At 40.8% G+C, this 22144-nt stretch carries 20 protein-coding genes and 1 pseudogene; 10 read left to right on the top strand and 11 right to left on the bottom strand.

The features are described 5' to 3' along the window. Positions 1-10 precede the first annotated feature (10 nt). From ACT3RM_RS01145 to lptD, 7 genes and pseudogenes are all read right to left on the bottom strand, one after another. A pseudogene (locus ACT3RM_RS01145) lies at positions 11-203 on the bottom strand (methyl-accepting chemotaxis protein); the annotation flags it as partial. Positions 204-253: 50 nt separating this feature from the next. Further along, positions 254-1069, bottom strand: coding sequence for a symmetrical bis(5'-nucleosyl)-tetraphosphatase (locus tag ACT3RM_RS01140; protein ID WP_441834388.1), 816 nt, complete (start codon positions 1067-1069; stop codon positions 254-256). 8 nt (positions 1070-1077) lie between these two features. After that, positions 1078-1467, bottom strand: a complete 390-nt coding sequence (apaG, locus tag ACT3RM_RS01135; RefSeq protein WP_441834387.1) for a Co2+/Mg2+ efflux protein ApaG — start codon at positions 1465-1467, stop codon at positions 1078-1080. Next, positions 1451-2257, bottom strand: coding sequence for a 16S rRNA (adenine(1518)-N(6)/adenine(1519)-N(6))-dimethyltransferase RsmA (rsmA, locus tag ACT3RM_RS01130; RefSeq protein ID WP_441834386.1), 807 nt, complete (start codon positions 2255-2257; stop codon positions 1451-1453). Before rsmA ends, apaG begins: the two co-directional genes overlap by 17 nt. Further along, entirely contained in the window at positions 2257-3246 is a 990-nt protein-coding gene (gene pdxA / locus ACT3RM_RS01125) for a 4-hydroxythreonine-4-phosphate dehydrogenase PdxA (RefSeq protein WP_441834385.1), read from the bottom strand. Before pdxA ends, rsmA begins: the two co-directional genes overlap by 1 nt. A 2-nt stretch (positions 3247-3248) precedes the next feature. Beyond that, on the bottom strand, positions 3249-4544 hold the full coding sequence (gene surA / locus ACT3RM_RS01120) for a peptidylprolyl isomerase SurA (protein ID WP_441834384.1): 1296 nt from the start codon (positions 4542-4544) through the stop codon (positions 3249-3251). Between the two features lie 36 nt (positions 4545-4580). Continuing rightward, positions 4581-6827, bottom strand: coding sequence for an LPS assembly protein LptD (lptD, locus tag ACT3RM_RS01115; RefSeq protein ID WP_441834383.1), 2247 nt, complete (start codon positions 6825-6827; stop codon positions 4581-4583). 104 nt (positions 6828-6931) lie between these two features. Here lptD and ACT3RM_RS01110 point away from each other — a divergent pair, with 104 nt between their 5' ends. Genes ACT3RM_RS01110 through djlA form a run of 3 tightly spaced genes read left to right on the top strand, consistent with a single transcriptional unit; the run spans position 6932 to position 9471 of the window. Continuing rightward, positions 6932-7921: an aminoglycoside phosphotransferase family protein gene (locus ACT3RM_RS01110; protein WP_441834392.1), complete on the top strand. Its 990-nt coding sequence runs from the start codon at positions 6932-6934 to the stop codon at positions 7919-7921. 7 nt (positions 7922-7928) lie between these two features. Next, entirely contained in the window at positions 7929-8618 is a 690-nt protein-coding gene (murU, locus tag ACT3RM_RS01105; RefSeq protein WP_441834391.1) for an N-acetylmuramate alpha-1-phosphate uridylyltransferase MurU, read from the top strand. Continuing rightward, positions 8608-9471 (top strand): co-chaperone DjlA, encoded by an 864-nt coding sequence (gene djlA / locus ACT3RM_RS01100; protein ID WP_441834382.1) that lies wholly within the window; start codon positions 8608-8610, stop codon positions 9469-9471. The genes murU and djlA overlap by 11 nt, the downstream gene beginning before the upstream one ends. An 8-nt stretch (positions 9472-9479) precedes the next feature. On the opposite strand, the gene ACT3RM_RS01095 is transcribed toward djlA, so the two are convergent. From ACT3RM_RS01095 to rapA, 3 genes are all read right to left on the bottom strand, one after another. Further along, on the bottom strand, positions 9480-9626 hold the full coding sequence (locus ACT3RM_RS01095; RefSeq protein WP_441834381.1) for a hypothetical protein: 147 nt from the start codon (positions 9624-9626) through the stop codon (positions 9480-9482). 453 nt (positions 9627-10079) lie between these two features. Next, on the bottom strand, positions 10080-10733 hold the full coding sequence (gene rluA / locus ACT3RM_RS01090) for a bifunctional tRNA pseudouridine(32) synthase/23S rRNA pseudouridine(746) synthase RluA (RefSeq protein WP_441834380.1): 654 nt from the start codon (positions 10731-10733) through the stop codon (positions 10080-10082). 129 nt (positions 10734-10862) lie between these two features. Beyond that, the gene (rapA, locus tag ACT3RM_RS01085) at positions 10863-13757 is read right to left on the bottom strand and encodes an RNA polymerase-associated protein RapA (RefSeq protein ID WP_441834379.1); all 2895 of its coding nucleotides are present in this window, start codon (positions 13755-13757) and stop codon (positions 10863-10865) included. A gap of 295 nt (positions 13758-14052) precedes the next feature. Here rapA and ACT3RM_RS01080 point away from each other — a divergent pair, with 295 nt between their 5' ends. The 3 genes from ACT3RM_RS01080 (at position 14053) to ACT3RM_RS01070 (ending at position 17783) form a co-directional block, all read left to right on the top strand. Next, entirely contained in the window at positions 14053-15450 is a 1398-nt protein-coding gene (locus ACT3RM_RS01080) for a PhoH family protein (protein WP_441834378.1), read from the top strand. Between the two features lie 607 nt (positions 15451-16057). Further along, positions 16058-16885: an Hpt domain-containing response regulator gene (locus ACT3RM_RS01075; RefSeq protein ID WP_441834377.1), complete on the top strand. Its 828-nt coding sequence runs from the start codon at positions 16058-16060 to the stop codon at positions 16883-16885. Then, on the top strand, positions 16869-17783 hold the full coding sequence (locus ACT3RM_RS01070) for a diguanylate cyclase (RefSeq protein ID WP_441834376.1): 915 nt from the start codon (positions 16869-16871) through the stop codon (positions 17781-17783). The genes ACT3RM_RS01075 and ACT3RM_RS01070 overlap by 17 nt, the downstream gene beginning before the upstream one ends. A gap of 15 nt (positions 17784-17798) precedes the next feature. Here the strand turns inward: ACT3RM_RS01070 and ACT3RM_RS01065 are convergent, their stop codons facing one another. After that, entirely contained in the window at positions 17799-18743 is a 945-nt protein-coding gene (locus ACT3RM_RS01065) for a D-2-hydroxyacid dehydrogenase (RefSeq protein WP_441834375.1), read from the bottom strand. A gap of 92 nt (positions 18744-18835) precedes the next feature. Between ACT3RM_RS01065 and zntR the strand changes: the two genes are divergently transcribed. The 4 genes from zntR to ACT3RM_RS01045 all read left to right on the top strand — a co-directional run bounded on the left by zntR (position 18836) and on the right by ACT3RM_RS01045 (position 21993). Then, a complete protein-coding gene (gene zntR, locus ACT3RM_RS01060; RefSeq protein ID WP_441834374.1) occupies positions 18836-19252 on the top strand; it encodes a Zn(2+)-responsive transcriptional regulator in 417 nt (138 codons plus the stop codon). After that, positions 19236-20348 (top strand): SO_0444 family Cu/Zn efflux transporter, encoded by a 1113-nt coding sequence (locus ACT3RM_RS01055; protein ID WP_441834373.1) that lies wholly within the window; start codon positions 19236-19238, stop codon positions 20346-20348. Before zntR ends, ACT3RM_RS01055 begins: the two co-directional genes overlap by 17 nt. Positions 20349-20509: 161 nt before the next feature. After that, on the top strand, positions 20510-21637 hold the full coding sequence (locus ACT3RM_RS01050; protein WP_441834372.1) for a 1-acyl-sn-glycerol-3-phosphate acyltransferase: 1128 nt from the start codon (positions 20510-20512) through the stop codon (positions 21635-21637). 110 nt (positions 21638-21747) lie between these two features. Continuing rightward, a complete protein-coding gene (locus ACT3RM_RS01045; protein WP_441834371.1) occupies positions 21748-21993 on the top strand; it encodes a DUF1289 domain-containing protein in 246 nt (81 codons plus the stop codon). The last annotated feature ends 151 nt before the right edge of the window (positions 21994-22144 follow it).

The following is a 22144-nucleotide window of genomic DNA, read 5'->3' as shown; positions in this document are numbered from 1 at the left end:
ACTTGCTAAAGAGTAAGTTAGTTTGATCGACAATACCGCGAATGACGTAAAATATGCGACCAATTGAATAAGCTTATTAATAACTTGCGAAGTATCTTCTATTTCACGGGCTAGCTGTTCAATAGTGGCTTTATTTTTATTTGAAATATTTTTTATGCGTTCAGTTTCTTTATCAGCATTTTAATTTCACTTAGAGCTCGCTCAACTTGAACTGCGGATTACGAACAAGATGTTAAGAGTTATTTCTGGTAATTTAGGTGAAAAGGTGTGAATTTTCTGTAAAACGTTGCTTGGATGAAAGTTCTATTAACGTCATTACGCCGCCCCATACGCAGCCTGTATCTAAAGCGTGTACGTTTTTATTTTGTGTAATGCCTTCAAGTGCCGCCCAGTGACCAAACATAATTTCAAAGTTTATACCTTTTAAATTATGGTGGGCAAACCAAGGCATTAGTGTATTACTATCATCAATCTTGCCTTTTGCGCTAAGATCTAATTGGTTATTGGCATTAAGAAACCGCATTCGGGTGAAATAATTAACAATATAACGAAATTTCTCTTGGCTCGATTGCTTGTTAATATTTTTTGTTGGGTGGGGCATATACATTGAGTTAAAAAATGCGAAAGCATCATTGCCTTGATAGCATTGCTCTGCAAACTTTGCATATTCAAGTGCTTGGGAAACACTCCATAGTGGATTTAAGCCAGCATGAGAAACAAATGTTTGTTGCTTTTCGAGCCAAAGAGCGAGCGGTTGCTGCTGTAGTAAAGCAATATAATTAGCGAGTTTAGGGCTTGCAAACAGCGCAGATAAGTTATCTTTAGGATTCGGTTTTTTATTACGGTGATAACACGCTATTAAGTGTAGGTCGTGGTTACCTAAAGTGACGGTAATACTGTCTTGGTATTGGTATAAGTAATCAAGGCACGCTAGGGAATCGGGACCTCTTGCAACGATATCGCCGACTAAATAAAGGTGATCTTTACTTGGATTGAAATCAACCTGTTGTAAAAGCTGTTTAAATTCACCAAAACAGCCTTGTAGATCACCGATTACATAATTAGCCATGTAATTGATTAATGCAGAATATTAGGACGCGCTAAGCGAAATACGTTTATTGGTGCATCAAACTCGGTACCAAACTCATTACGTAATGTATAGTAACCTTGCATGGTGCCAACGGGAGTGTCAATTACCGCACCGCTGGTGTATTGGTAGCTTTCACCGGGGCCTATGGTAGGGGTTTCACCTACGACTCCTTCACCTTGTACTTCGACTTCTTTGCCATTGGCGTCAGTTATTAACCAATAACGACTAAGTAGCTTAGCACTGCAAAGGCTGTGATTTTTAATGGTGATTGAGTAAGCAAAAACATATTTGTCTTTCTCTGGTTGTGATTGGCCTTCAACATAGAATGTTTCTACCGATACTTTGATCGGCGAGCCTAAATTACTGCTTGTGGTCATAAATCCAATTAGCTATATCAATAAATTGTTGTAACGACAGACTTTCAGCACGAAGTGTAATATCAATGCCAATTGTTGTTAATTCGTCTGCGTTGAGTAAGTTGCTTAGACTATTACGAAGTGTCTTACGGCGTTGATTAAACGCTTCTAAACAAACGGTATTAAGAATTTTTGTACATTTAGCACTGCGTTGCTCTGGCTTTTTGGGGATTAAGCGGATCACTGCTGAATCAACTTTAGGCGCAGGTTTAAAGCATTCTGGTGGCACGTCAATAACAGGCATTGCGTGGCAATAATATTGTGTCATAACACTTAAACGGCCAAAAGTTTTACTTCCAGGGCCTGCGACCATGCGTTTCACGACTTCTTTTTGCAGCATGAAATGCATATGTTCAATATTGTCGGCAAACTCAAAAAGATGGAATAACAAGGGCGTAGAAATGTTATAAGGTAAGTTACCAAACACTTTTAACTTTTTGTCGTCTTGCACAAGGCTTTCAAAATCAAACTTCATAGCATCACCTTGGTGAACCGTCAGTTTGGGGCCTAAAAATGGGTGTGCGTTTAAGCGATCAACTAAGTCTTTATCAAGCTCAACAACGGTTAAGTGGCCGCTAAGCTCGGTAACAGGCTCGGTAATTGCGCCAAGACCTGGACCAATTTCTACTAAATTATCTTCTGGTTTAGGGTCGATAGCCGTTACTATCTTGTCGATAATCATACTATCGTTAAGAAAGTTTTGACCAAAACGCTTACGAGCGCGGTGTCCTAAATGTACTTTATCTGTCATTAATTTTGTGCTTTTTCATGGGCGAGCTTAATTGCTTCGCGGATCGCTAATTCAAAACTGCCAACATCAGCTTTACCGGTGCCGGCTAAATCAAGGGCTGTGCCATGATCAACTGAGGTGCGTATAAACGGTAAACCCAACGTAATATTTACTGAGTTACCAAATCCCTTGTATTTTAGCACAGGTAAACCTTGATCGTGATACATTGCAAGTACCGCATCAGCATCGCGTAGGTACTTATCTTGAAATAAAGTATCCGCAGGAAGTGGACCAACTAAGTTCATACCTTGATTATTTAATAGCGTGAGGGTCGGGGTAATTGTTTCAATTTCTTCACGACCTAAATGACCATCTTCACCAGCATGTGGGTTGAGGCCACAAACTAAAATACGCGGGTTTTCAATGCCGAATTTAGTTTGTAAATCATGATGTAAAATACCCGCCACTTTGCTTAGTCTATCGGCGGTAATTGCCCGCGATACATAAGCTAGGGGAATATGGGTAGTCACCAAGGCAACACGCATGCCTTGAGTCGCTAACATCATAACTACATCTGGAGTGTTAGACTGCTGAGCAAAATATTCAGTATGGCCACTAAAAGAAATACCCGCTTGGTTAATTATCCCTTTATGTACTGGGCCTGTAACAATAGCGGCAAAGGTACCATCCATGTTCTTTTCACAGGCTATGCGTAAGGTATCAAGTACATACTGACCGTTTCCATCATTTAGTACGCCAAGCTCTACCTTAGCGCCTAAATCAACTTGGTGCAGATAAACACTGCCAGCGGGGGCGGCCTCTATGGCTTGGCTTTCATTAAATGGCAGTAAGTTAATACTTAAACCAAGTTGCTTGGCTCGATCTTGTAGTAACTGGGCATCGCCAATCACTACAAGTTGTGCATCCCATTGCTGCTGGGCAAGCGTTAATAGTAAGTCAGGGCCAATACCTGCGGGTTCACCCGGCGTTATAGCTATACGTAAAGTCATAGTTACTGCGCAGTTGGGAAAATTTCAACATGGGCTTGTTCACGCATTTCTTGCTGCCAGTTGAAGCTTTCTTCTTTAAATTTACGATTGAATAATAATTGGTGCGCACGGTTACGTTTAGCTTGTTCTGTTTTATCGGCAACACGCTTGTCTAATAACTGCACTATGTGCCAACCAAAGCTTGACCTAAACGGGTCACTAATTTCATTTTTATCAAGTGATAGTAAGGTGTCTTTAAATGCGGGGACGTAGGTTGTTGGGTCTGTCCAATCGTATTCACCGCCTTTAAGTGCTGACCCAGGGTCTTCTGAATATTCTTTGGCAAGCTCGGCAAAATCAGCAGTACCAGCGCGCAGGTCTTTAACAAAACCAGCTAGCATATTACGGGCTTTTTCTTCACTTAGAATGACAGATGGCTTGATTAAGATATGACGTGAGCGTACCTCTGTCGTTTCAACTACTTGGCGACCACGAACATCTTGCACTTTAACAATGTGAAAACCAGCACCAGAACGAAGAGGGCCAACTATACTGTCTTTCTTTTGACCTTTTACTGCTTCAGCAAACAATGATGGCATTTCGTTTATGCTCATCCAACCTAATTGACCGCCTTCAAGTGCTTGTGAACCGCTTGACGATGAAATAGCTATACGTTTGAATTCTTTACCTTCTTGTAAAAACTCAATGACCTTATCAGCGCGAGTTTTAGCGCTGGCAATTTCGTCCGCAGTAGCACCACTTGGAATATCAATTAAGATATGGCCAATATTATACTCTTCAGCACTTTCACCTTGGGTTTCCATGATCTTTAATAAATTATCCACTTCTTGGGGGCTGATATAAATACGACGATCTACATTGGCACGCGTAACTTGTTGAGTGGTAATTTCTTTACGAATTTCTTCGCGGTAATTTTGAAAGCTTTCACCTGAGCCTTCAATAGTGCGACGTAAGTCTGCAATTGTACCGCCTTGCTCTTTAGCCATGCTCATTAATGTTTGGTCAAGCTGGCTATCAGAAATTTCAAGGCCCATACGCTCTGCAAGTTGCATCATAAGTGTTTGGTTGACTAGGCGCTCCATAGCTTGAATACGTAACGTATCATCAGAAGGAAGCTCTTGGTTTTGCTCTTTAGCCTGTGCTTTTACACGGTTCACAATCGTGGCAACTTCGCTTTTTAAAATAACGCCTTGGTTAACAACACCGACTACTTTGTCGATTTCTACAGGTTTTGCTAAAACACTTTGGCAAAGACCAATGGCGAGTGTTGCAGTAACTAATAATTTTTTTAAATTCATATTCTTTTTAATACTCTTGCTAATAGTACAGTGGTACTAGTTATTAAGAAAATAGGGTCTACGATAGCCAAAAATACCTTGTTGTAATAATTTTTGTGCATCATAACGGCTTTTACTACCTAGCCCTTTTAATACAATATTAAAACCAATACTGGTATCAAAAGTTGCTTGGTCTTGACCAATCGCTTGATTTAAATCAGTTTCAATTTGACGACGGCCGGTAATTTGAAATGCCCAACAGCAAGATTCATATTGTAACCCGCTGAATATTTCGATACTACGACCACCTTCTAAATCACGGTGATAGCTATTTACAAACTGCCATTCTTTGCTCAGTGGGATACTGGTAAACAAGCCAATTTGTTCGATTGTATTGCCTGAGACATCATTTGCATAGCGATGGTTCAATTGTACCAGCTCATTATTGTCACCTTTATAATCTAAAGTAACATTTGATTGGATAATTTGCCTACCATCTGTGTCGTATTGAATGCCTCCAGATAAATACCAGCGGCGATGCCAATGTACCATGGTTTGCGCTGCAAACAAGGCATTGTAGTTGGTATCTGAGTTTAATCCTTGTGATGTTGGCTTAGCATCATCACTGAGATAAAATATTTGCCCGGCACTAAAATTAAATAACTCTTCACTATTGCTATCAAATAATCGCGTAGTTGCCCCTAAGGTAAACTGATTTGCGGCGGCTATTCGGTCTACGCTTGAAAAACGCACATCTCTAAATAAACCAAAAAAGTCATCTTGTAACTTAGTGGTGTCATATAAACCAATATCAGACTGATCTTTATTAGGTGTATATAGATATTGCACCTGAGGCTCAAGGGTTTGAATGCCGTCGTCTACAAATATAGAGGTGTCACGTTCAAAATTAAGTTGGCTGTATAAGCGCACTTTCGGCAGCGTTCTTGATACTGATTCTTTATACTCAGTGCCCGTTAAGTCACCTTCTTGCTGATAATTAGTATGTAGTACACTGAACTCTGATAAAAATGACCATGCATATTGTTGATACTCAAAGCTTGCTTTTGGCTCGACATGTATACGAGTGGCCTTTTCAATTTGCGCCGTGTCATTGGTGAAGTGACTTAGCTCGCCATCAAGCGTTAGATTCAGGTTAGCAAAATTAAACGGTGCTGTTTGCGAAAAGCTAATTTGTGGTAATGCCGCATAAGACTCTTGGTGATCACCAAGCACTTCAAAGTTTTGAATTTTAATGTCTGTGCGCCATGTTTCACCTAAGTAACTTAACGAACCAGTACGATAAAGCTGAGTGTCCGTGCTTGTTGCGTAATTTGAATTGAGATCTGTCAGGTAGTTATCGTCACTAACATTGGTAATATCAATATTGGCTCGCCAATTTTCACCAAAGTAACTTTGTTGTTGCCAATGAAACAAATAGCGAGAACCTAGAGATGTTTCTGATTCATCACGGTCTAAATACTCTATACCGACTAAACCTTGGCTACTTTCATTTAAATAACGAAACTCTCCTTGTAATTGCAGGCCTTTTTTAGACATGTAACGAGGAGTAATCGTGGCATCGTAATTAGGCGCAATATTCCAATAATAAGGAGTGATAGATTCAATACCATAGCGGCCGGAGCTTGAAAAATTAGGTGTTAATAATCCTGATTTACGGCGATCATCTAGCGGAAAGGTGAAATAAGGTAAGTAAAATACCGGTGTATCCATAATACTTAAAACCATATTATGGGTTTCGCCCCAGCCTTCTTCGCGAGATAGTAAAATTTGCTCTGCTTGAATATCCCAAAGTGGTGTTTCGCTTGGACAGGTAGTAAAGCTTGCGTTCAGTAGATCTAAGCCAGAATTGTTGACTGTGAGTTTTTCTGCGCCGCCGCGACCTTGTTGCTGAGTCAATTTGTAATCAGCGCCCAGCAAGCTCACTTCTGAGTTATTCAGATCAGCGTTTAATCCTGCGCTATTTACTTCGCTAACTAAATCGCGGTAGGTAATTGGCCCGGTAGCATTTAGTAAACCGCGCTGCTTATCGACAAGTGCACTTTGTGCGGACAAACTCATAGTAAGGGTGTTAATATCAACATTGCCAGTAAATTCTGCACTTTGGTCGCCGAGTAGTTCGATATCATCAGATTGAATATCAACTACACCTTCCTCAAGGACAGAAAGCGGCTGCCAAGCTCTGGTTTGCATTGAATTGCCACAAAAATTGTGTGCCAGCTCAGTTTCGGCAAATGATGGTGCGCTAAGAACGCTTAGCATCATTATGCCCCAGGTTTTGCTCATTTAGTAACCTTAATCGAGTGTCGTTGAATATTAGCTAGACATAATAAAGGAAAACAATGGCAAATACAGTAATTGACTTAGTGAAAAATAGATATCATTACGAAATGGACCGTTATAAAAGTTTACAGCAGTTTTTAATCCCTCACTTTAGTGGTGATGAATACCAGTTAGCTGCAATCACCGGAGACGCCAGTTTTCGCCGTTACTTTCGCCTTAATCGAGGGCAAGAGAGCTTTATTGTGATGGATTCTGATCCGCAAAAACTCGATAACACCCCTTATATAGAACTTAACAAAGTATTCTCACAGCATGGCTTCCAACTACCAAAAATATTACACGCTGATGAAAAACAAGGATTCTTCTTATTAAGTGATTTAGGAAACACTCACTTAGCAGATTTACTTGATGATGAGCAGCGGACTCATCATTACCAACATTTAATTTCACTCAGTGCCAAGTGGGCAAAAACCCCAGCTGGCAAACATATGAAAGATTTTGATCGCAGTTTTTTAGAGCTGGAACTTGGCATTTTTAAAACCTGGCTGATTGAAGGATTACTTGACAGTAACCTTAATCAACAACAATTAACTACTTGGCAGCAAAGCAGTGAAATACTAATTAGAAATGTACTCGCTCAGCCGAGTGTTACAGTACATCGTGACTTTCACAGCCGTAATATTATGCGCAGTAACGAGCAATGGGCCATTATTGATTACCAAGATGCCGTTCAAGGTCCTGTTTGTTATGACTTGGTCTCTTTATTACGAGACTGCTATTTTAAGCTTCCAGCTGATGAATTAAGCCATTTGCTTAATTACGCTTTTACTGAGTTTAATCAGCAAGGTTTGCTTAATAACGTGACCTTTTCACAGTTTAAGCAGTGGTTTGATTTAACGGGGATGCAACGCCATTTAAAAGCTGCAGGTATTTTTTGCAGATTAAATTTACGCGATGGTAAAAGTGGCTATATGAACAATATTTTACCTACCTTACACTATATTAGTGATGTGGCTAAACACTACCCAGAGCTACAAGCGCTGGGGTTATGGATAGAGCAAAGTGTGATCCCAGATGTTCAAGAGAAGTTAGGTTAGTGATATGATGAAAGCGATAATCCTGGCTGCAGGGCGCGGAAAACGTATGATGCCGCTTACTAAAGAGTACCCCAAACCGATGCTTAAGGTGTTAGGTAAACCGCTCATTGAACATCATATATGCGCCTTAAAGCAGGCTGGTATTACAAATATTGTGATTAACTTAGCATGGCAAGGCAGTAAAATTGTTGATTACTTTGGTAATGGCGGCCGCTTTGGGGTGAGTATTGAATACAGCCCAGAGCCTGAAGGTGGATTTGAAACCGCGGGTGGCATTATTGCTGCGCTGCCATTATTAACTGAACAATTTTTAGTGATTAACGGCGATATATTCACCGATTATGATTTCACTTCGTTAACTCAGTTACATCTTGAAAATAGTGAGGGGCATATTGTACTAGTCGATAATCCAGCGCATAACCAAAACGGGGACTTTTCATTAAACCACAGCGAAATGCAAACCGAGCGCTTTACATTTTCAGGTATTAGTCGTTTTGGCCGTGATTTTTTTAATAATTACCCCGCTGGTAGTTTACGCCTTGGTCCAATTTTAAAAAAGCAGCTCGCCAGTCAGCGGGTATCGACTGAGCTTTATTTGGGGCAATGGGACGATATTGGTACGCCTCAGCGCTTAGCGCAACTGAATGACTCAAAAGTAGAATTTAATATTAATAGGAGCGATGCCCATGTGGGGTAAAATTCTTGGTGCCTGTTTTGGTTTTATGTTTGGCCGTATTATTGGTTTATTTATAGGTCTTTATTTAGGCCATATGTTTGATAAAAGTTTAAAACAAAATTTTGATAAAGCAGGTGGCTTTAGCGGACTTTTTAAAGGCGATGGCGATGTAAGCGAGCGCCAAGCGCTATTTTTTTCAAGTTGCTTTTCAGTTATGGGGCATATTGCCAAATCAAATGGACGAGTAAGTGAAATTCATATTCGTGCCGCTGGCTTATTTATGGATGAAATGGGGCTTACGGGTGACGACCGCGTCGAAGCTCAGCAAGCCTTTAATGCGGGTAAAGAAACTGATTTTTCAATTAAAGAAACTGTTGATGACTTTAAAGAGCGCTTTGCGAGACGCCATGATTTACTGCAGTTATTTTTAGAAATTCAAATTCAAATGGCGTTCTCTGATGGTGTACTTGCCGAACAAGAAAAAGAGTTACTGCAAGAGGTAAGTAAACAACTGGGTATTTCTAAAACCCAATTTACTTTTTTACTCAAGCGTTACCAGGCGGAGTTTAACTTTCGCCAGCAACAACAACGTCATAATCAACGCCAGCAAGGGCAAAGCAGTAGTTATCGCGAAGGTTCAGGGCACCATGTGCCTCCTGATAACGGTATGAGTCGTAAACAAGCTTTGGCACTACTAGGTTTAAACAGTGAAGCAACAGCACGAGAAATTAAAGTCGCGTACCGTAAACTAATGGCGCAGCATCACCCTGATAAACTAGTATCACAGGGGTTGCCAAAGCATATGATGGAGCTTGCGGTGAAAAAAAGCCAAGATATTCAAGCGGCTTACGAGTATTTAAAAAAGGCGTCGTAAAAAGCCGTCTATTTCTTTGGCGAGCCTTGACGCTGATCAGGCTCGCTGGGTAAACCATTTAACTCAGTACGTAAAAAGTTAACTCCTGTATTATTCGTTGGAGTGTGTTGCCAATCAGCAATGATCAACACGACACCTCGTTGACTTGCTGTCATACTTTCGCGATGCCAAACTTATAAATTCGACTTCACCGGCGAGCAGTGGACGAACTTCTTCGTTAGGTAAAAAGCTTAATATCATCGTTTATCAGGCTAGACCTAGATATGATATAACCGGCTTCCCACACTGGCGTGGCAGCGGCAATGCTGGCTGCAACGATTAAGTGCGTACAATAGTGGAATAACATAACCGGCAATCACTTAAAAAATAAACGTAATGATTTATCGGCTAACAGGCGATATTATTTAGCTACATTAGGGTGGTCTATCTTTTTAGGTTAAATTTACAGCAGCTTGTTTGGTTTTAAGTCAAATTAGGGCGCGTGTAGTGTGGTTGCTCTTTATTAATAGTCGATAACGCAGCATAAATTTTAAGCATGCACTGTCTCTAGAGCTCTGCCTAGATTGAACAAATTTTAATCCTGCAAGAAAGCTCAACAGATTCTAGTATTAAAACTCAGGCTCAGCTTCAAATACGAGTTGCTCCTCGGTTACAGGGTGAGCTAAGGCTAGCATTTGAGCGTGCAACTGCAAACGTGTTACCCCCGCTAACGCATCAGAGCGAGCGTAAAGTCTATCACCTAAAATAGGATGGCCTAAGCTGAGCATATGTACACGTAATTGATGAGAGCGACCGGTAATGGGTATAAGCTCAACACGGGTTGCCTGTTCCTCATATTCAAGTACTTTAAAGTGAGTGAGCGAAGGCTTACCTTTATCATGATCAACCATCTGTTTAGGACGGTTAGGCCAGTCACAAATAAGCGGTAAATCTACCGAGCCAGTTTCTTGTTCCAGTCTCCCAAAAATACGGGCAATGTAACGTTTGGCGGTTTGGCGCTTTTGAAATTGCATACTTAAATGACGGTGCGCCGCTTTATTCATGGCTAAGCAAATAATCCCAGAGGTCGCCATATCTAAGCGATGGACAATTTTAGCCGTAGGAAATACACGGTTTACGCGGGAAATTAAGCAGTCAGCATGCTTAGGATCTTTACCCGGGACTGTTAATAACTCACTGGGCTTATTTAAAATCAGCAAATCATCATCTTGATATAAAATCGTGAGATAAGGAGTTAATGGGGGATTGTAGTTAATTAACACAGCGAGCCTTAATGATTTTGTAAGGGGACTATTTTAGTGGAGTGAGTTAAAAGGCTCAAGGAAAATTTGTGCGTGGCGTAAATACTCACCACGCTTTTACAAACTTAAATCTTATCCTTACAACTCAAATTAATGTGACACTACAATTAAGCGTATTGCATCAAGCTGTAACTGGGCTTTTTCAATATGCATAGTTAGCTCGGTACGTTGTTTATCGTAGAAGTTTATTTCTTCATCACGAATATTTGGGTTGATTTGTTTAAGTGCCGTTAACCGTGCTTGCTCTTGTGCAAGTGATGCTTGCATGTTGGCTAGCGCCTCACTTCGAATGTCTTCAAGTTTGGTTTGTGCTATATCTTTTGCGGTGGTTATCATTGGATGAACAGCGGTTTGTAATGCGCCGGCTAATTTACTCGCTGTTTGACGCCCCACGGCTGAAAGCTGTTGGTTAAAGCCTTCAAAACCAACGTTATCACCTAGGTTGTTACTGCTCTTATCAAGCAAGATACGAATCGGTGTTGGCGGTAAAAAACGGCCCACTTGTAAAGCTTTTGGCGCCATGGCTGCGGCTACAAAAATTAGCTCTACAAAGAAAGTGCCTGGCGGTAATTTTTTGTTTTTAAGCAGAGCAACAGAAGCCGTACCAAAGTCGTCATCGCAAATCATATCTAAGCTGCCTTGCACCATTGGGTGATCCCAGCTGATGAAGTGTACATCTTCTTGTGAAAGCGCGGTGTCACGATCAAAAGTGACGGTCATGCCATCTTCTTTTAAGCCTGGGAACGATGGGTTTAACATGTGTTCGGTCGGCTTTAAAATAATGGTATTTTCGCCTTTATCCTCTTGGCTTACGCCGAAAGTGTCAAATACGTTGATCATATAGCTTGGTAATTCAAACCGGTTGTCTAGTTTTTCAATTTCACTAACTAATGAATCCGCGGCGCCTTGGCCTGACGAATGGAGTTCTAATAAACGGTCACGGCCATTTTCCATTTGCTGGCGTAATGTTGCGTTTTGTGTTGCAACTTGCTCAAGGAGTGGATCTAGCTCCTCTTCGTCGCAGTTGTGTGCGCCAATAAATTCAAGTAGTTCTTCACCGAACTCCTTATAAAGTAACTGGCCTGTGCTTGAAGTAGACTCAAAGGCATCTAGACCTTCATTATACCAGCGTAATAATACTTCTTGAGCAGTGTTTTTAAAATACGGCACATGAATGTTTACATCTTGCGTTTGACCGATACGATCTAAACGGCCAATGCGTTGCTCAAGTAAGTCTGGGTTAAGTGGTAAATCGAATAAAACTAAATGATGTGAAAACTGGAAGTTACGACCTTCTGAGCCAATTTCAGAGCATAGTAATATTTGTGCGTTGTCGTATTCATCGGCAAAGAAAGCGGCAGCGCGGTCACGCTCAATAATCGACATTCCTTCGTGGAATACAGAGGCTTTAATAGCTTCGCGTTCACGCAATATTTGCTCAAGGCTAATAGCAGTTTCGGCTTTGGCACATATTAATAATACTTTTTCGTGCTTTAACGTTTTTAGCGTCTCGATCAACCAATCAACACGTGGGTCAAACATGCCCCAACTGGCGCTTTCGCCTTCAAACTCTTGGAATATTTTTTCAGGGAATAACGCACGGTGTGCGGTTAGTTCTGCACTTTGAATGCCGCCCATATTGCCAAGCACCGCCATAGCCGTTTTATATTGCTTAGGCTGTGTCATCGGATAAGCATGAAGCTTACGACTAGGATAGCCATCAATGCCACTGCGGCTATTTCTAAATAAAATACGGCCAGTACCGTGGCGATCTAATAACATTGATAATATTTCACTGCGCGCGGCTTTGTCACCGTGCTCGGCTTTAGCAAGTACTGCGGTGATGTCTGTTTCTTTGAGTAACTCAACTAAGGTTGCTTTGGCATTGGGTTCAAGTGTTTCTTCTTGCAATAACTGATTAGCAGCTTCTGCTACATCTTTGTAATTTTCTTCTTCAGCTACAAACGCGTCGTAATCATAAAACCGGTCTGGGTCGAGCAATTGCAAGCGGGCAAAGTGACTGCGATGACCAAGTTGATCAGGTGTTGCCGTTAATAAAATAAGGCCCGGAATATCTTGGCTTAGCTCACTCATGCGCTGATATTCGGTGCTTGGTTTATCATTGTTGATGCTTAAATGGTGCGCTTCATCAACGACTAATAAATCCCAATCGGCAAGTGTTGCTTGTTCAAACCAACGTTTCTTCTTGGTTAAAAACTCAAGGCTGGTGAGTATCAGTTGCTCGGTTTCAAATACATTAGGTGAGTCGGCAAAGGCTTCGTCGCAGCGTTCTTCATCAAAAATAGAAAAATGTAAATTAAAGCGGCGCAGCATTTCAACTAACCACTGATGCTGTAAATTTTCAGGTACCACAATGAGCACTCGGCTAGCACGGCCAGTTAAAATTTGCTGATGTAAAATCATGCCCGCTTCAATGGTTTTACCCAAGCCTACTTCATCTGAAAGTAATACTCTTGGCGCAAAGCGTTTACCCACTTCTTGTGCGATATAAAGTTGATGCGGTATAAGGTTGGCACGTTGGCCAATTAAGCCTTTAATAGGGGATTGCTGACGTTCAAACTGATGCTGCCAAGTTTGATAGCGTAAAGTGTAGCGATCAAAGCGGTCTACTTGACCGGCAAATAAGCGGTCTTGCGGTTTATTAAATTTAATAAAATGGTCTAACAATGTTTCTTTTAACTGCGCTTGCTCACCGTTATCAACGCGGGTGCCGTGATAACATAAAAGCTCGCCTTGCTGTTCAATTGACTCGACTTCAAGTTCCCATTCTTCAACGCTTTTGATCACATCACCAGGATTAAACGCCACACGAGTTACCGGGGCTTCTGACATTGCATAAACACGGGTTTCGCCACTGGCGGGAAATAAAATACTGACTTGGCGGCCTTCAAGGGCTACTACCGTGCCTAATCCTAAATCTGACTCTGTATCACTGATCCAACGCTGACCTAAGGAAAAATTCATGTATGTCTCGTCTATGAAGAAAAAGGCGGCTATGTTACCTGTTCACTAACACCACTGCAAGGCGCTATTTAGCTCGCTTTTAATTAACTTTATAACTGTGAATTATTTCCATTTATATAAAACGTAAATAGGTAAATTCAAAACAAAAAAAGCTTTGTCATAAAAGGGTCTTTTATGACAAATAGACTAAACTGAAATTATACTTAAATAATTAAGTATTGCAGGATGAATTTCAGCCAGTGTTACTTAGTTAATTGGGTATAGCATAAAAATCATAAAACGTAAGGAAAGTGCTATGGAAAAAGCTTCGACCCTTGATAGTAAAATGTATGTGCTTGATACCAACGTATTACTTCACGAACCTCTCGCTTATTTATCTTTCCAAGAACACGACGTAGTGATCCCCATGACAGTCCTAGAGGAGCTGGATCATATTAAAGATCGCAAACACGATGTGAGCCGCGATGCGCGAGTGGCAATTCGTGGTCTAGACGAAATACTTAAAGATGCCAGCCCCGAGCAAATGTTACAAGGGGTTGCATTACCCAGCAATAAAAAAGCCCGAGCGGCCTCCACGGGGCGTTTAATTATCGTTAACGACCACTTATTTGCTGACTCTATTTCAGGATTGCCGGGTAATGAAAATGACCACCGTATAATCAATTGCGCCGTACATTTACAAAAACAGCATAGTGATAGCAAGGTGGTGCTGGTTACTAAAGATATTAACATGCGCTTAAAAGCCAAAGGCGCTGGGCTTAAGTTTGTTGAAGATTATCGCACTGACCAACTTATAGATGATATTGCACTATTAACCAGTGGTTATAAAAAAATTAATGGTGATTTTTGGCAGCAAATAGGCGAGTGCGAAAGCGAGCAACAAGGCCGAGATACTTTTCATCATGTTGCTAAAGAAACCATTCCGGATGCATTTTGTAATGAATATATTTTAGATAGCAGCGATCACTTTGCTGCAAGAGTTGAAAGTTACGATGATAAAACGTTGACCTTAAAAGATATTAGCGTAGAGCGTTTAATGAACCAAAATGCATGGGGAGTTAAGCCAAAAAATGTTTATCAAGGTATGGCGCTTGATGCACTACTTGATCCTGGTATCGAACTAGTTATTTTAACGGGCCCTGCAGGCTGTGGTAAAACTTTACTCGCGCTTGCCAGTGCTCTTGAAATGATTATTGAAAAAGGTATTTACGATAAAGTGATTGTTACACGTAACACCCCTGAAATTGCCGAGTCTATTGGCTTCTTACCTGGTACCGAAGAAGAGAAAATGGCGCCGTGGCTGGCTGCTATTACTGATACCTTGGAGGTATTACATAAAGGTGATGAAAATCCGGTATCAAGCCGTAACTATATTATGGAAAAGGCCAATATACAGTTTAAGTCGGTTAACTTTATGCGTGGTCGTAGTATTCAAAATGCGGTGGTAATTTTAGACGAAAGCCAAAACCTTACCGCCTCACAGCTAAAAACCATTATTACGCGTTGTGGCGAAGGCACTAAACTGATTTGCTCAGGTAACCTTGCGCAAATTGATAGCAACTATTTAACCCCCGTGACATCGGGGTTAACTTACATTGTCGAGCGCTTTAAAGACTTTGAAGGCAGCGCAACAGTGAACTTAAATGGTGTGGTTCGTAGTCGCTTGGCTTCATTCGCAGAGGAAAACTTATAGCTTACACCGACTATGTAAGCTCGCTAATCTGTGTTTGTATAGGGTTATTTTATAGAATCCGCTTTTAATTTTTATCATTAAGATAATAACATTAGCGATCTCTGGCGGTGGCACTGGTTGTGCCATTGCTGGTGGTATTTTTGCTATGCTTACTTTATACACAATTAAAGTAAAGCGTAGCGCAGTTACAGCATGCAATGAGTGTGGCAGGTTTACTTGATACCATGTTTAATTTGTATGACCTGCGGTTGTCGTATCAGCTTGATAGAGTGTGGCTTAGTGATGTAAATAAGGCGGAAAATTATTGCTATCGTAAAACCCCCAAGTAAAGGTGGTGAAACAGTTGGTTAAGGTCGATTTGCTTCCGACCTTAAGGCCGTTAATGACTGGCAAAAAGTTATTGCCTTAATCTCAGCTTTTAGTATTATATTTCTCTGTAATAACTCAGTCCTATGGCTTATGTTAACCCCGCTGTGAGAGGAAAGAAAAGTGAATTATTAACCTCGTCTCTTGACGGTAAATTTAAACCACTATTACAACTTATGAGTTCATCATCAATCTGCAATAAACGCTGTGGGTGGTGGTTGATCTTGATAACCAATAAGGCATGCCAGCGATAGCGGAGGTTAAAATACGGAGCATCAATAAAATAGCGCTTGCTCAACGTTTATTGTATAGCCACGCGCCTCTACAGAGCACACCTGTCACTACACCTGATGTTACGGGTATGCTTATTTTAGTGGTGGATGATAATCAGCTGAACCAGGATGCTATCAGTCGTATTTTGTGCCAACAAAATATTAATGTTGTAACAGTCGATAATGCCATAACCGCCATTGAACTAGTTGATAGTTTAAGACCTGATCTTATCTTAATAGATTTGCAAATGTCTGAGCTGGATGATTGCCAAGCTATCAAGCGAATACGTAAGCATTATGATAAGCAACAACTGCCTATTTTTGCACTTGCCGCTCATAGTGAAGTAGAGGATAAAGCTCGAACTGCGGCGGTGGGGTTGAATAAGTATTTAACTAAACCGGTAGCTGCTGCAACGTTAGTGCGTGAAATTGGTCAGTTAAACTTAACTGCATCGGTGTTTTTTGACCGTCCCTTTGCCTTAGCACAATTTGCTGATAATGAAGATTTAATGGTAAAAATGTTGCAAAAATTTGCACTATTATGCGATTCTCAATTAAACCTGTTAGAAACCCACTTAGAACAGAGTGAGCTGCAACTATTAGTGCATAATATTAAAGGCGTCTCAGGAAGCTTAGGTTTTATGCGTTTATCTCAGGTAGCACAAAAGATTGAAACCAACATAAGGACGGCCAGTAACGCGCATGCTCAGGTGTTAATTACTGAGCTGAGAACGCATTTAAAGCAAGTGCTTAGCTACCTTCAAGTACAAGGGTTAATAGATGTCACAGCAAGCTAAAATACTCATCGTTGATGATGATCCTCTAAATCGTTTAGTGCTTGAAAAAACATTGCAGCATGAGTACCAAGTTTTTTTAATGCCAAGTGGTGAAAAAGCCTTAACCTTTGTGAAAAGTAATCATGTCGATTTAATTATTCTCGATATTATGATGCCTGGCATTGATGGCTATGAAGTATTGGTTGAGCTTAAGGAAAACCCAACCACTCAAGCTGTGCCGGTGATCTTTATCTCAGCGAATGATAGTCACGATGATGAGGCAAAAGGCTTAGAACTTGGCGCAATGGATTATATAACTAAGCCGTTTAGCACCGCGATTGTTCGTGCTCGAGTACGCAATCAACTGATGATAAAGCAAAAAAATGACTTACTAGAAATGCTTGCATCAATAGATGGTTTAACTGAAATCCCTAATAGGCGCTATTTAGACGATAATCTTGCTCGCGAGTGGCGACGAAGTCGTCGTAATGGCACGCCCTTATCTGTAGTGTTAATGGATATTGACCACTTTAAACGTTATAACGATTGCTATGGACATCGCGCCGGCGATGACTGCTTAAAGCAAGTTGCCCATGCTTTAGTTGCAGTATGCCAGCGAGGCAGTGATTTTGTGGCGCGTTATGGCGGTGAAGAATTTGCAGCTGTGCTGCCGAATATGGGTAAACATGATGCAATGGAATTTGCTAATAAACTACTTAACGCCGTAAAATCACTTAATATTCCTCATAGAGCATCATTAAATGCTGAATGTATTACGATTAGTGTCGGTGTTGCTACGACCGAAAATGGCCAAGTATATGCTGAGCATGCTTTATTAGAAGAGGCTGATCTTGGGCTTTATCAAGCAAAAGATAATGGCCGCGACCAGATTATTGCTAGGCTAGTGCAAGCAAGCTAATCGCGGCTTAGTCAATTAAACGAGCCTATTACGTGCTTCACTTTGTTCAAAGGCTTTAATATTAAGTGCAATTTCCGCAATCAGTCGGGCAATTGACTGTTTACTTGCCCACGCAATATGCGGAGTAAGTAATAAGTTATCACCACGGTATTGAGCTAAAGGGTTATCCGCTTGAGCGGGTTCTTTTGAAAGCACATCAACGCCAGCGCCAGCTATTTCGTTACTGGCTAGTGCCTGAGCTAAGTCGGCTTCATTTATAATACCGCCGCGGGCTGTGTTAATTAAAATTGCGGTTGGTTTCATCATCTGCAATTCTTTTGTGCTTATTAAGTCTCGACTTTGCTCGGTAAGTGGGCAATGAACACTAATAATATCAGCCTCTGTAATTGCTTGATTAAACTCAGTTCGACCTTCGCGGGTTGGAGTATCTTTACGTTCTGCGATGATAACCGTTAGGCCAAATGCTTGTGCAACATTAGCAACGGCTTTACCAAGGGAGCCATAACCGACAATAGCGAGAGTTTTATCGCTCATATCTTCAAAGCTGTAGTCTAAGCGACAAAACATATTACTTTGTTGCCAAGCCCCTTGCTGGCAATCGTTAATGTAACGATGGGTGTTGCCCAGTAAGTTAGTGATTAAAGCAAAGGTGTGTTGTACTACAGAGGGTGTTGAATACCCAGCAACATTAGTAACGCCTATACCTAGTTCTTCAGCGGCCTCTAAGTCAATATTATTGGTGCCTGTTGCTGCTACACAAATAAGTTTAAGTTTAGGTAATTGGCTCATAGTATCGCGGTTTAGCACAACTTTATTGGTGATCAATATTTCAGCATTTTGGCTGTGTTCTATAACATCTTCGGGGGTTGTTAAGTCAAAGCAAGTCACCGTCCCTAGATTCTCAATTTTGGTTAGTGGGCTTTTAGCAAGAGTTGCCGTATCAAGTACCGTAATATTCATTGGCTGTTCCTTTAAATGTTTTTATTTGTTGACCTTGGTGTTAACTCTAAGGTTTATGCTTGTACATATTGATAATATCTTAATTGGAGATAATGGTGAAAATAGGCGAATTTGCTAACCAGCTAGGTATCTCAACCGATACGCTAAGATACTATGAAAAACAGGGTTTGTTAATGATCACGGCAAGAACGCAAGCGGGTTATCGTGATTATAGTAAAGCAGACATTATACAAATGAAATTTATAGTGCGCGCTAAAAATGTTGGTTTTAGCTTGTCAGAAATAAAAGAGCTACTACAAATTAAGTTTCATAAAAATCAGCATTCGTGCCATGAAGTGAAGAGGCTAACAATACATAAACGCGATGTAGTCGCTGAACGTATCGCTGAGCTTACACGATTTCATCAGTCATTATCGTTACTAGCCGATAAATGTTGTGGCGGTGAAGAGCCAGCTGATAGCTGCTCAATACTCACCGCGCTGGAGGATATAGATGAACTTACTAATTAATTTCTGGGAACTATTTTTGATCTCTGCACCGTGGTTGATGTTGGGGTTATTTATTGCCGGGCTACTTAATGTTTATTTACCCGTGAACTTTTTAAATAAACACTTAGGTAAAGAAGGGCTTTGGACGACCATAAAGGCTGCATTAATTGGTGCGCCCATGCCGCTTTGCTCATGTGGGGTAATTCCCGCTGCTATTGGTCTAAGACGAGCTGGCGCATCAAAAAGTGCCACCACTGCGTTTTTAGTTTCTACTCCTGAAACTGGGGTGGATTCGGTATCCGTCTCTTATGTGTTACTGGGGCCCTTTATGGCCGTAATTCGCCCGGTTGCAGCTATATGTAGCGCAATTACCGCAGGTGTATTGGTGGGGCGTGATACATCAAATGAAACACAAAAGCAGACTCATTCCAAACCAGACTTTGCAGATGAGTCTGAATATGAAGCCGCAAGTAATTGCTGCTCATCAACAGAAAAAGTTGAGCCAGAATCCAGTTGTTGTACATCAACGGTAGCATCTGTTAGCCAGTGGCATAAGTTTAAGCAGGCGATTAACTTTAGTTGTAATAAGTTACTTTCAGATACTATGAAGTGGCTAATGATTGGTTTGTTTTTTGCGGCCTTAGTGCAAACTTTTGTGCCTGAATCATTTTTAACTCAGTGGGGGAGCGGTATACTCGCTATGTTGGTGGTGATCTCAGTTAGTATTCCGATGTATATTTGCGCCACAGCCTCTACGCCGATTGCAGCGGGGCTCTTATTAAGTGGCGTTTCACCCGGTGCGGTGCTGGTGTTTATGTTGGCAGGCCCCGCAACCAATATTGCCACACTAGGTGTGGTTGCAAATGAACTCGGAAAACGAGCCGTAGTTGCCTATTTAATAGGGGTTATAGGTGTTGCGTTATTATTTGGCTTTTTAACCGATTATTTAGTCACTGAATTTGGCTTTGTAGTGAGCCCATTATTAGGTGAAGAACAGGCGGTATTGCCTCATTGGTTAAGTATGCTAAGCGGCGTAATTTTAATGGCACTTATACTACGGTTGGTGGTCAAAGGGATAACCAAAAAATATCAAAATACGGATGAGATCATTTCGTAAGTTTTGTTATTAAAAACATTTAAGGCATGCGTGGGTGGTTTGGGTATAAATTGTGGCTATATTAATGACTTGGTTCGCATTTCAGATTGTCTGAGTTATAATCACCCCAACTATAAACGGTGCGCTTTGGCGTACCGTTTTTTAACTTTATAGAAGTAGTAATGAGTGAATTAGTGGATAAATACGCCGATATTAGACCTTACAATGATGACGAGGTAGCCGACTCAGTTACACGTTTGATTAATGATAATGCGTTTGTTGACGTGCTCGCTAAGTATAATCTGCCGCGTTTTCTTTCATCCTTTCCTTTTTTAACGCGTCCTTTGGTACGTAGCCAATTACGTAAAAAGTGGGGAAAACTTAACAGTGTAGAGCAAGTTCAGCAAGAAGTAGCTCAATATTTAAGCTTGTTAGTTAAGCGCACGACCTCAGAGGTGACTTTTTCAGGTTTGGACGGGCTTAACCCTAAGCAAGCGTATTTATTTATATCAAACCATCGCGATATTGTACTCGACCCTGCGCTTATTAATTGGGGCTTATTCAGTCATAAAATGAAAACAGTGCGTATTGCGATTGGTGACAATTTATTGCAACGACCATTTATTACTGAGCTGATGCGGCTAAATAAAAGTTTTATAGTAAAGCGTTCAGCTAAAGCACCTAAAGAAATGCTGAAAGCATTATCGCAACTTTCAGCTTATATTTATGATTCATTAATGGGAGGCAATTCTATTTGGATTGCCCAAAAAGAAGGCCGAGCAAAAGATGGTCTTGATCAAACTGATCCGGCGCTTTTAAAAATGTTACAACTACAAGGGCGCAAGCAAAAGAAAGAGTTTGCTGACTACGTTCGTGAACTAAAAATTGTGCCTGTGTCTATTTCGTATCAATACGAGCCATGTGCTATCGCTAAAGCTAAAGAGCTTCATCATAAACAGAACCATGGGCAATATGTTAAATCTGCCGGCGAAGACATAGCCAGTATTGTTGAAGGCTTTAGTAGTGCTAAAGGGCATGTGCATTTAGCGTTTGGACAACCGATTGAATCAGGTTGTGAATCGCCAGAAGAGCTGGCTAAAACTATTGATAAGCAAATTATTAACTCGTTTTTTTTACACCCAGGTAATTATATTGCTGGTGGCTGTAAGCAAGCGGTGATTGATAAAAATGATGCGACTAAATTTGAGCAACGTATGAGTAAGGTGCCTGATGAACTCAAGCCCTTAGTAATGGCTATGTATGCCAAACCATTTCATCGTAAAGCAGAGATTTCTAATAGCGAACCTTAATTTAACTTATTACTATGAATTAAGTCACTTTAAGGTGGCTTTTTTTTTGACTAATTTTCGCGCTATACTGAAATGACCTATTTAGTCTTGTGTGGATTTAAATCAAAATAATGCAACAAATTGAAATATTTGATATTCCAAGTCCATGCAAGGGTATTTGCCAAGTTAATAATCGAGGTTATTGCAAGGGCTGTTATCGTAGCCGCGATGAGCGTTTTGGTTGGAATAACTTTAGTAATACTGAAAAGCGTAAAGTGGTTGTTTTGTGCCAGCAACGTTATAAGCGTTACTTACAAAAAAAGCAAAATAGCGAAAAAAATAAATCAGCACCGCAACAAGATGGCTTTGATTTTTAATCTAAATTATAAAGTTTGCACCTGTTGAAAACGCCACGGATCTACTTTTGACCTAGAACCTTGTAAGTTAAACCTGTTGAGGTTGTTAACTTTTTAATTGGTTTTATGTTTGAGGTGCTTTAATAGTAGCGCAAACTCGCATCTTATGGTG

This window comes from Pseudoalteromonas sp. AOP7-A1-14, from assembly GCF_052376275.1.
Classification (GTDB): domain Bacteria; phylum Pseudomonadota; class Gammaproteobacteria; order Enterobacterales; family Alteromonadaceae; genus Pseudoalteromonas.
Note: the sequence above shows the minus strand (reverse complement) of the source record. Positions and strands in the feature narration are given on the sequence as shown.

What these genes read in the sequence shown, in the direction of transcription:
- ACT3RM_RS01140 (WP_441834388.1), bottom strand. Translation starts at nt 1,069, where the DNA reads ATGGCTAATTATGTAATCGGTGATCTACAAGGCTGTTTTGGTGAATTT.
- apaG (WP_441834387.1), bottom strand. Translation starts at nt 1,467, where the DNA reads ATGACCACAAGCAGTAATTTAGGCTCGCCGATCAAAGTATCGGTAGAA.
- rsmA (WP_441834386.1), bottom strand. Translation starts at nt 2,257, where the DNA reads ATGACAGATAAAGTACATTTAGGACACCGCGCTCGTAAGCGTTTTGGT.
- pdxA (WP_441834385.1), bottom strand. Translation starts at nt 3,246, where the DNA reads ATGACTTTACGTATAGCTATAACGCCGGGTGAACCCGCAGGTATTGGC.
- surA (WP_441834384.1), bottom strand. Translation starts at nt 4,544, where the DNA reads ATGAATTTAAAAAAATTATTAGTTACTGCAACACTCGCCATTGGTCTT.
- lptD (WP_441834383.1), bottom strand. Translation starts at nt 6,827, where the DNA reads ATGAGCAAAACCTGGGGCATAATGATGCTAAGCGTTCTTAGCGCACCA.
- ACT3RM_RS01110 (WP_441834392.1), top strand. Translation starts at nt 6,932, where the DNA reads ATGGACCGTTATAAAAGTTTACAGCAGTTTTTAATCCCTCACTTTAGT.
- murU (WP_441834391.1), top strand. Translation starts at nt 7,929, where the DNA reads ATGAAAGCGATAATCCTGGCTGCAGGGCGCGGAAAACGTATGATGCCG.
- djlA (WP_441834382.1), top strand. Translation starts at nt 8,608, where the DNA reads ATGTGGGGTAAAATTCTTGGTGCCTGTTTTGGTTTTATGTTTGGCCGT.
- ACT3RM_RS01095 (WP_441834381.1), bottom strand. Translation starts at nt 9,626, where the DNA reads ATGACAGCAAGTCAACGAGGTGTCGTGTTGATCATTGCTGATTGGCAA.
- rapA (WP_441834379.1), bottom strand. Translation starts at nt 13,757, where the DNA reads ATGAATTTTTCCTTAGGTCAGCGTTGGATCAGTGATACAGAGTCAGAT.
- ACT3RM_RS01080 (WP_441834378.1), top strand. Translation starts at nt 14,053, where the DNA reads ATGGAAAAAGCTTCGACCCTTGATAGTAAAATGTATGTGCTTGATACC.
- ACT3RM_RS01075 (WP_441834377.1), top strand. Translation starts at nt 16,058, where the DNA reads ATGCCAGCGATAGCGGAGGTTAAAATACGGAGCATCAATAAAATAGCG.
- ACT3RM_RS01070 (WP_441834376.1), top strand. Translation starts at nt 16,869, where the DNA reads ATGTCACAGCAAGCTAAAATACTCATCGTTGATGATGATCCTCTAAAT.
- ACT3RM_RS01065 (WP_441834375.1), bottom strand. Translation starts at nt 18,743, where the DNA reads ATGAATATTACGGTACTTGATACGGCAACTCTTGCTAAAAGCCCACTA.
- zntR (WP_441834374.1), top strand. Translation starts at nt 18,836, where the DNA reads ATGGTGAAAATAGGCGAATTTGCTAACCAGCTAGGTATCTCAACCGAT.
- ACT3RM_RS01055 (WP_441834373.1), top strand. Translation starts at nt 19,236, where the DNA reads ATGAACTTACTAATTAATTTCTGGGAACTATTTTTGATCTCTGCACCG.
- ACT3RM_RS01050 (WP_441834372.1), top strand. Translation starts at nt 20,510, where the DNA reads ATGAGTGAATTAGTGGATAAATACGCCGATATTAGACCTTACAATGAT.
- ACT3RM_RS01045 (WP_441834371.1), top strand. Translation starts at nt 21,748, where the DNA reads ATGCAACAAATTGAAATATTTGATATTCCAAGTCCATGCAAGGGTATT.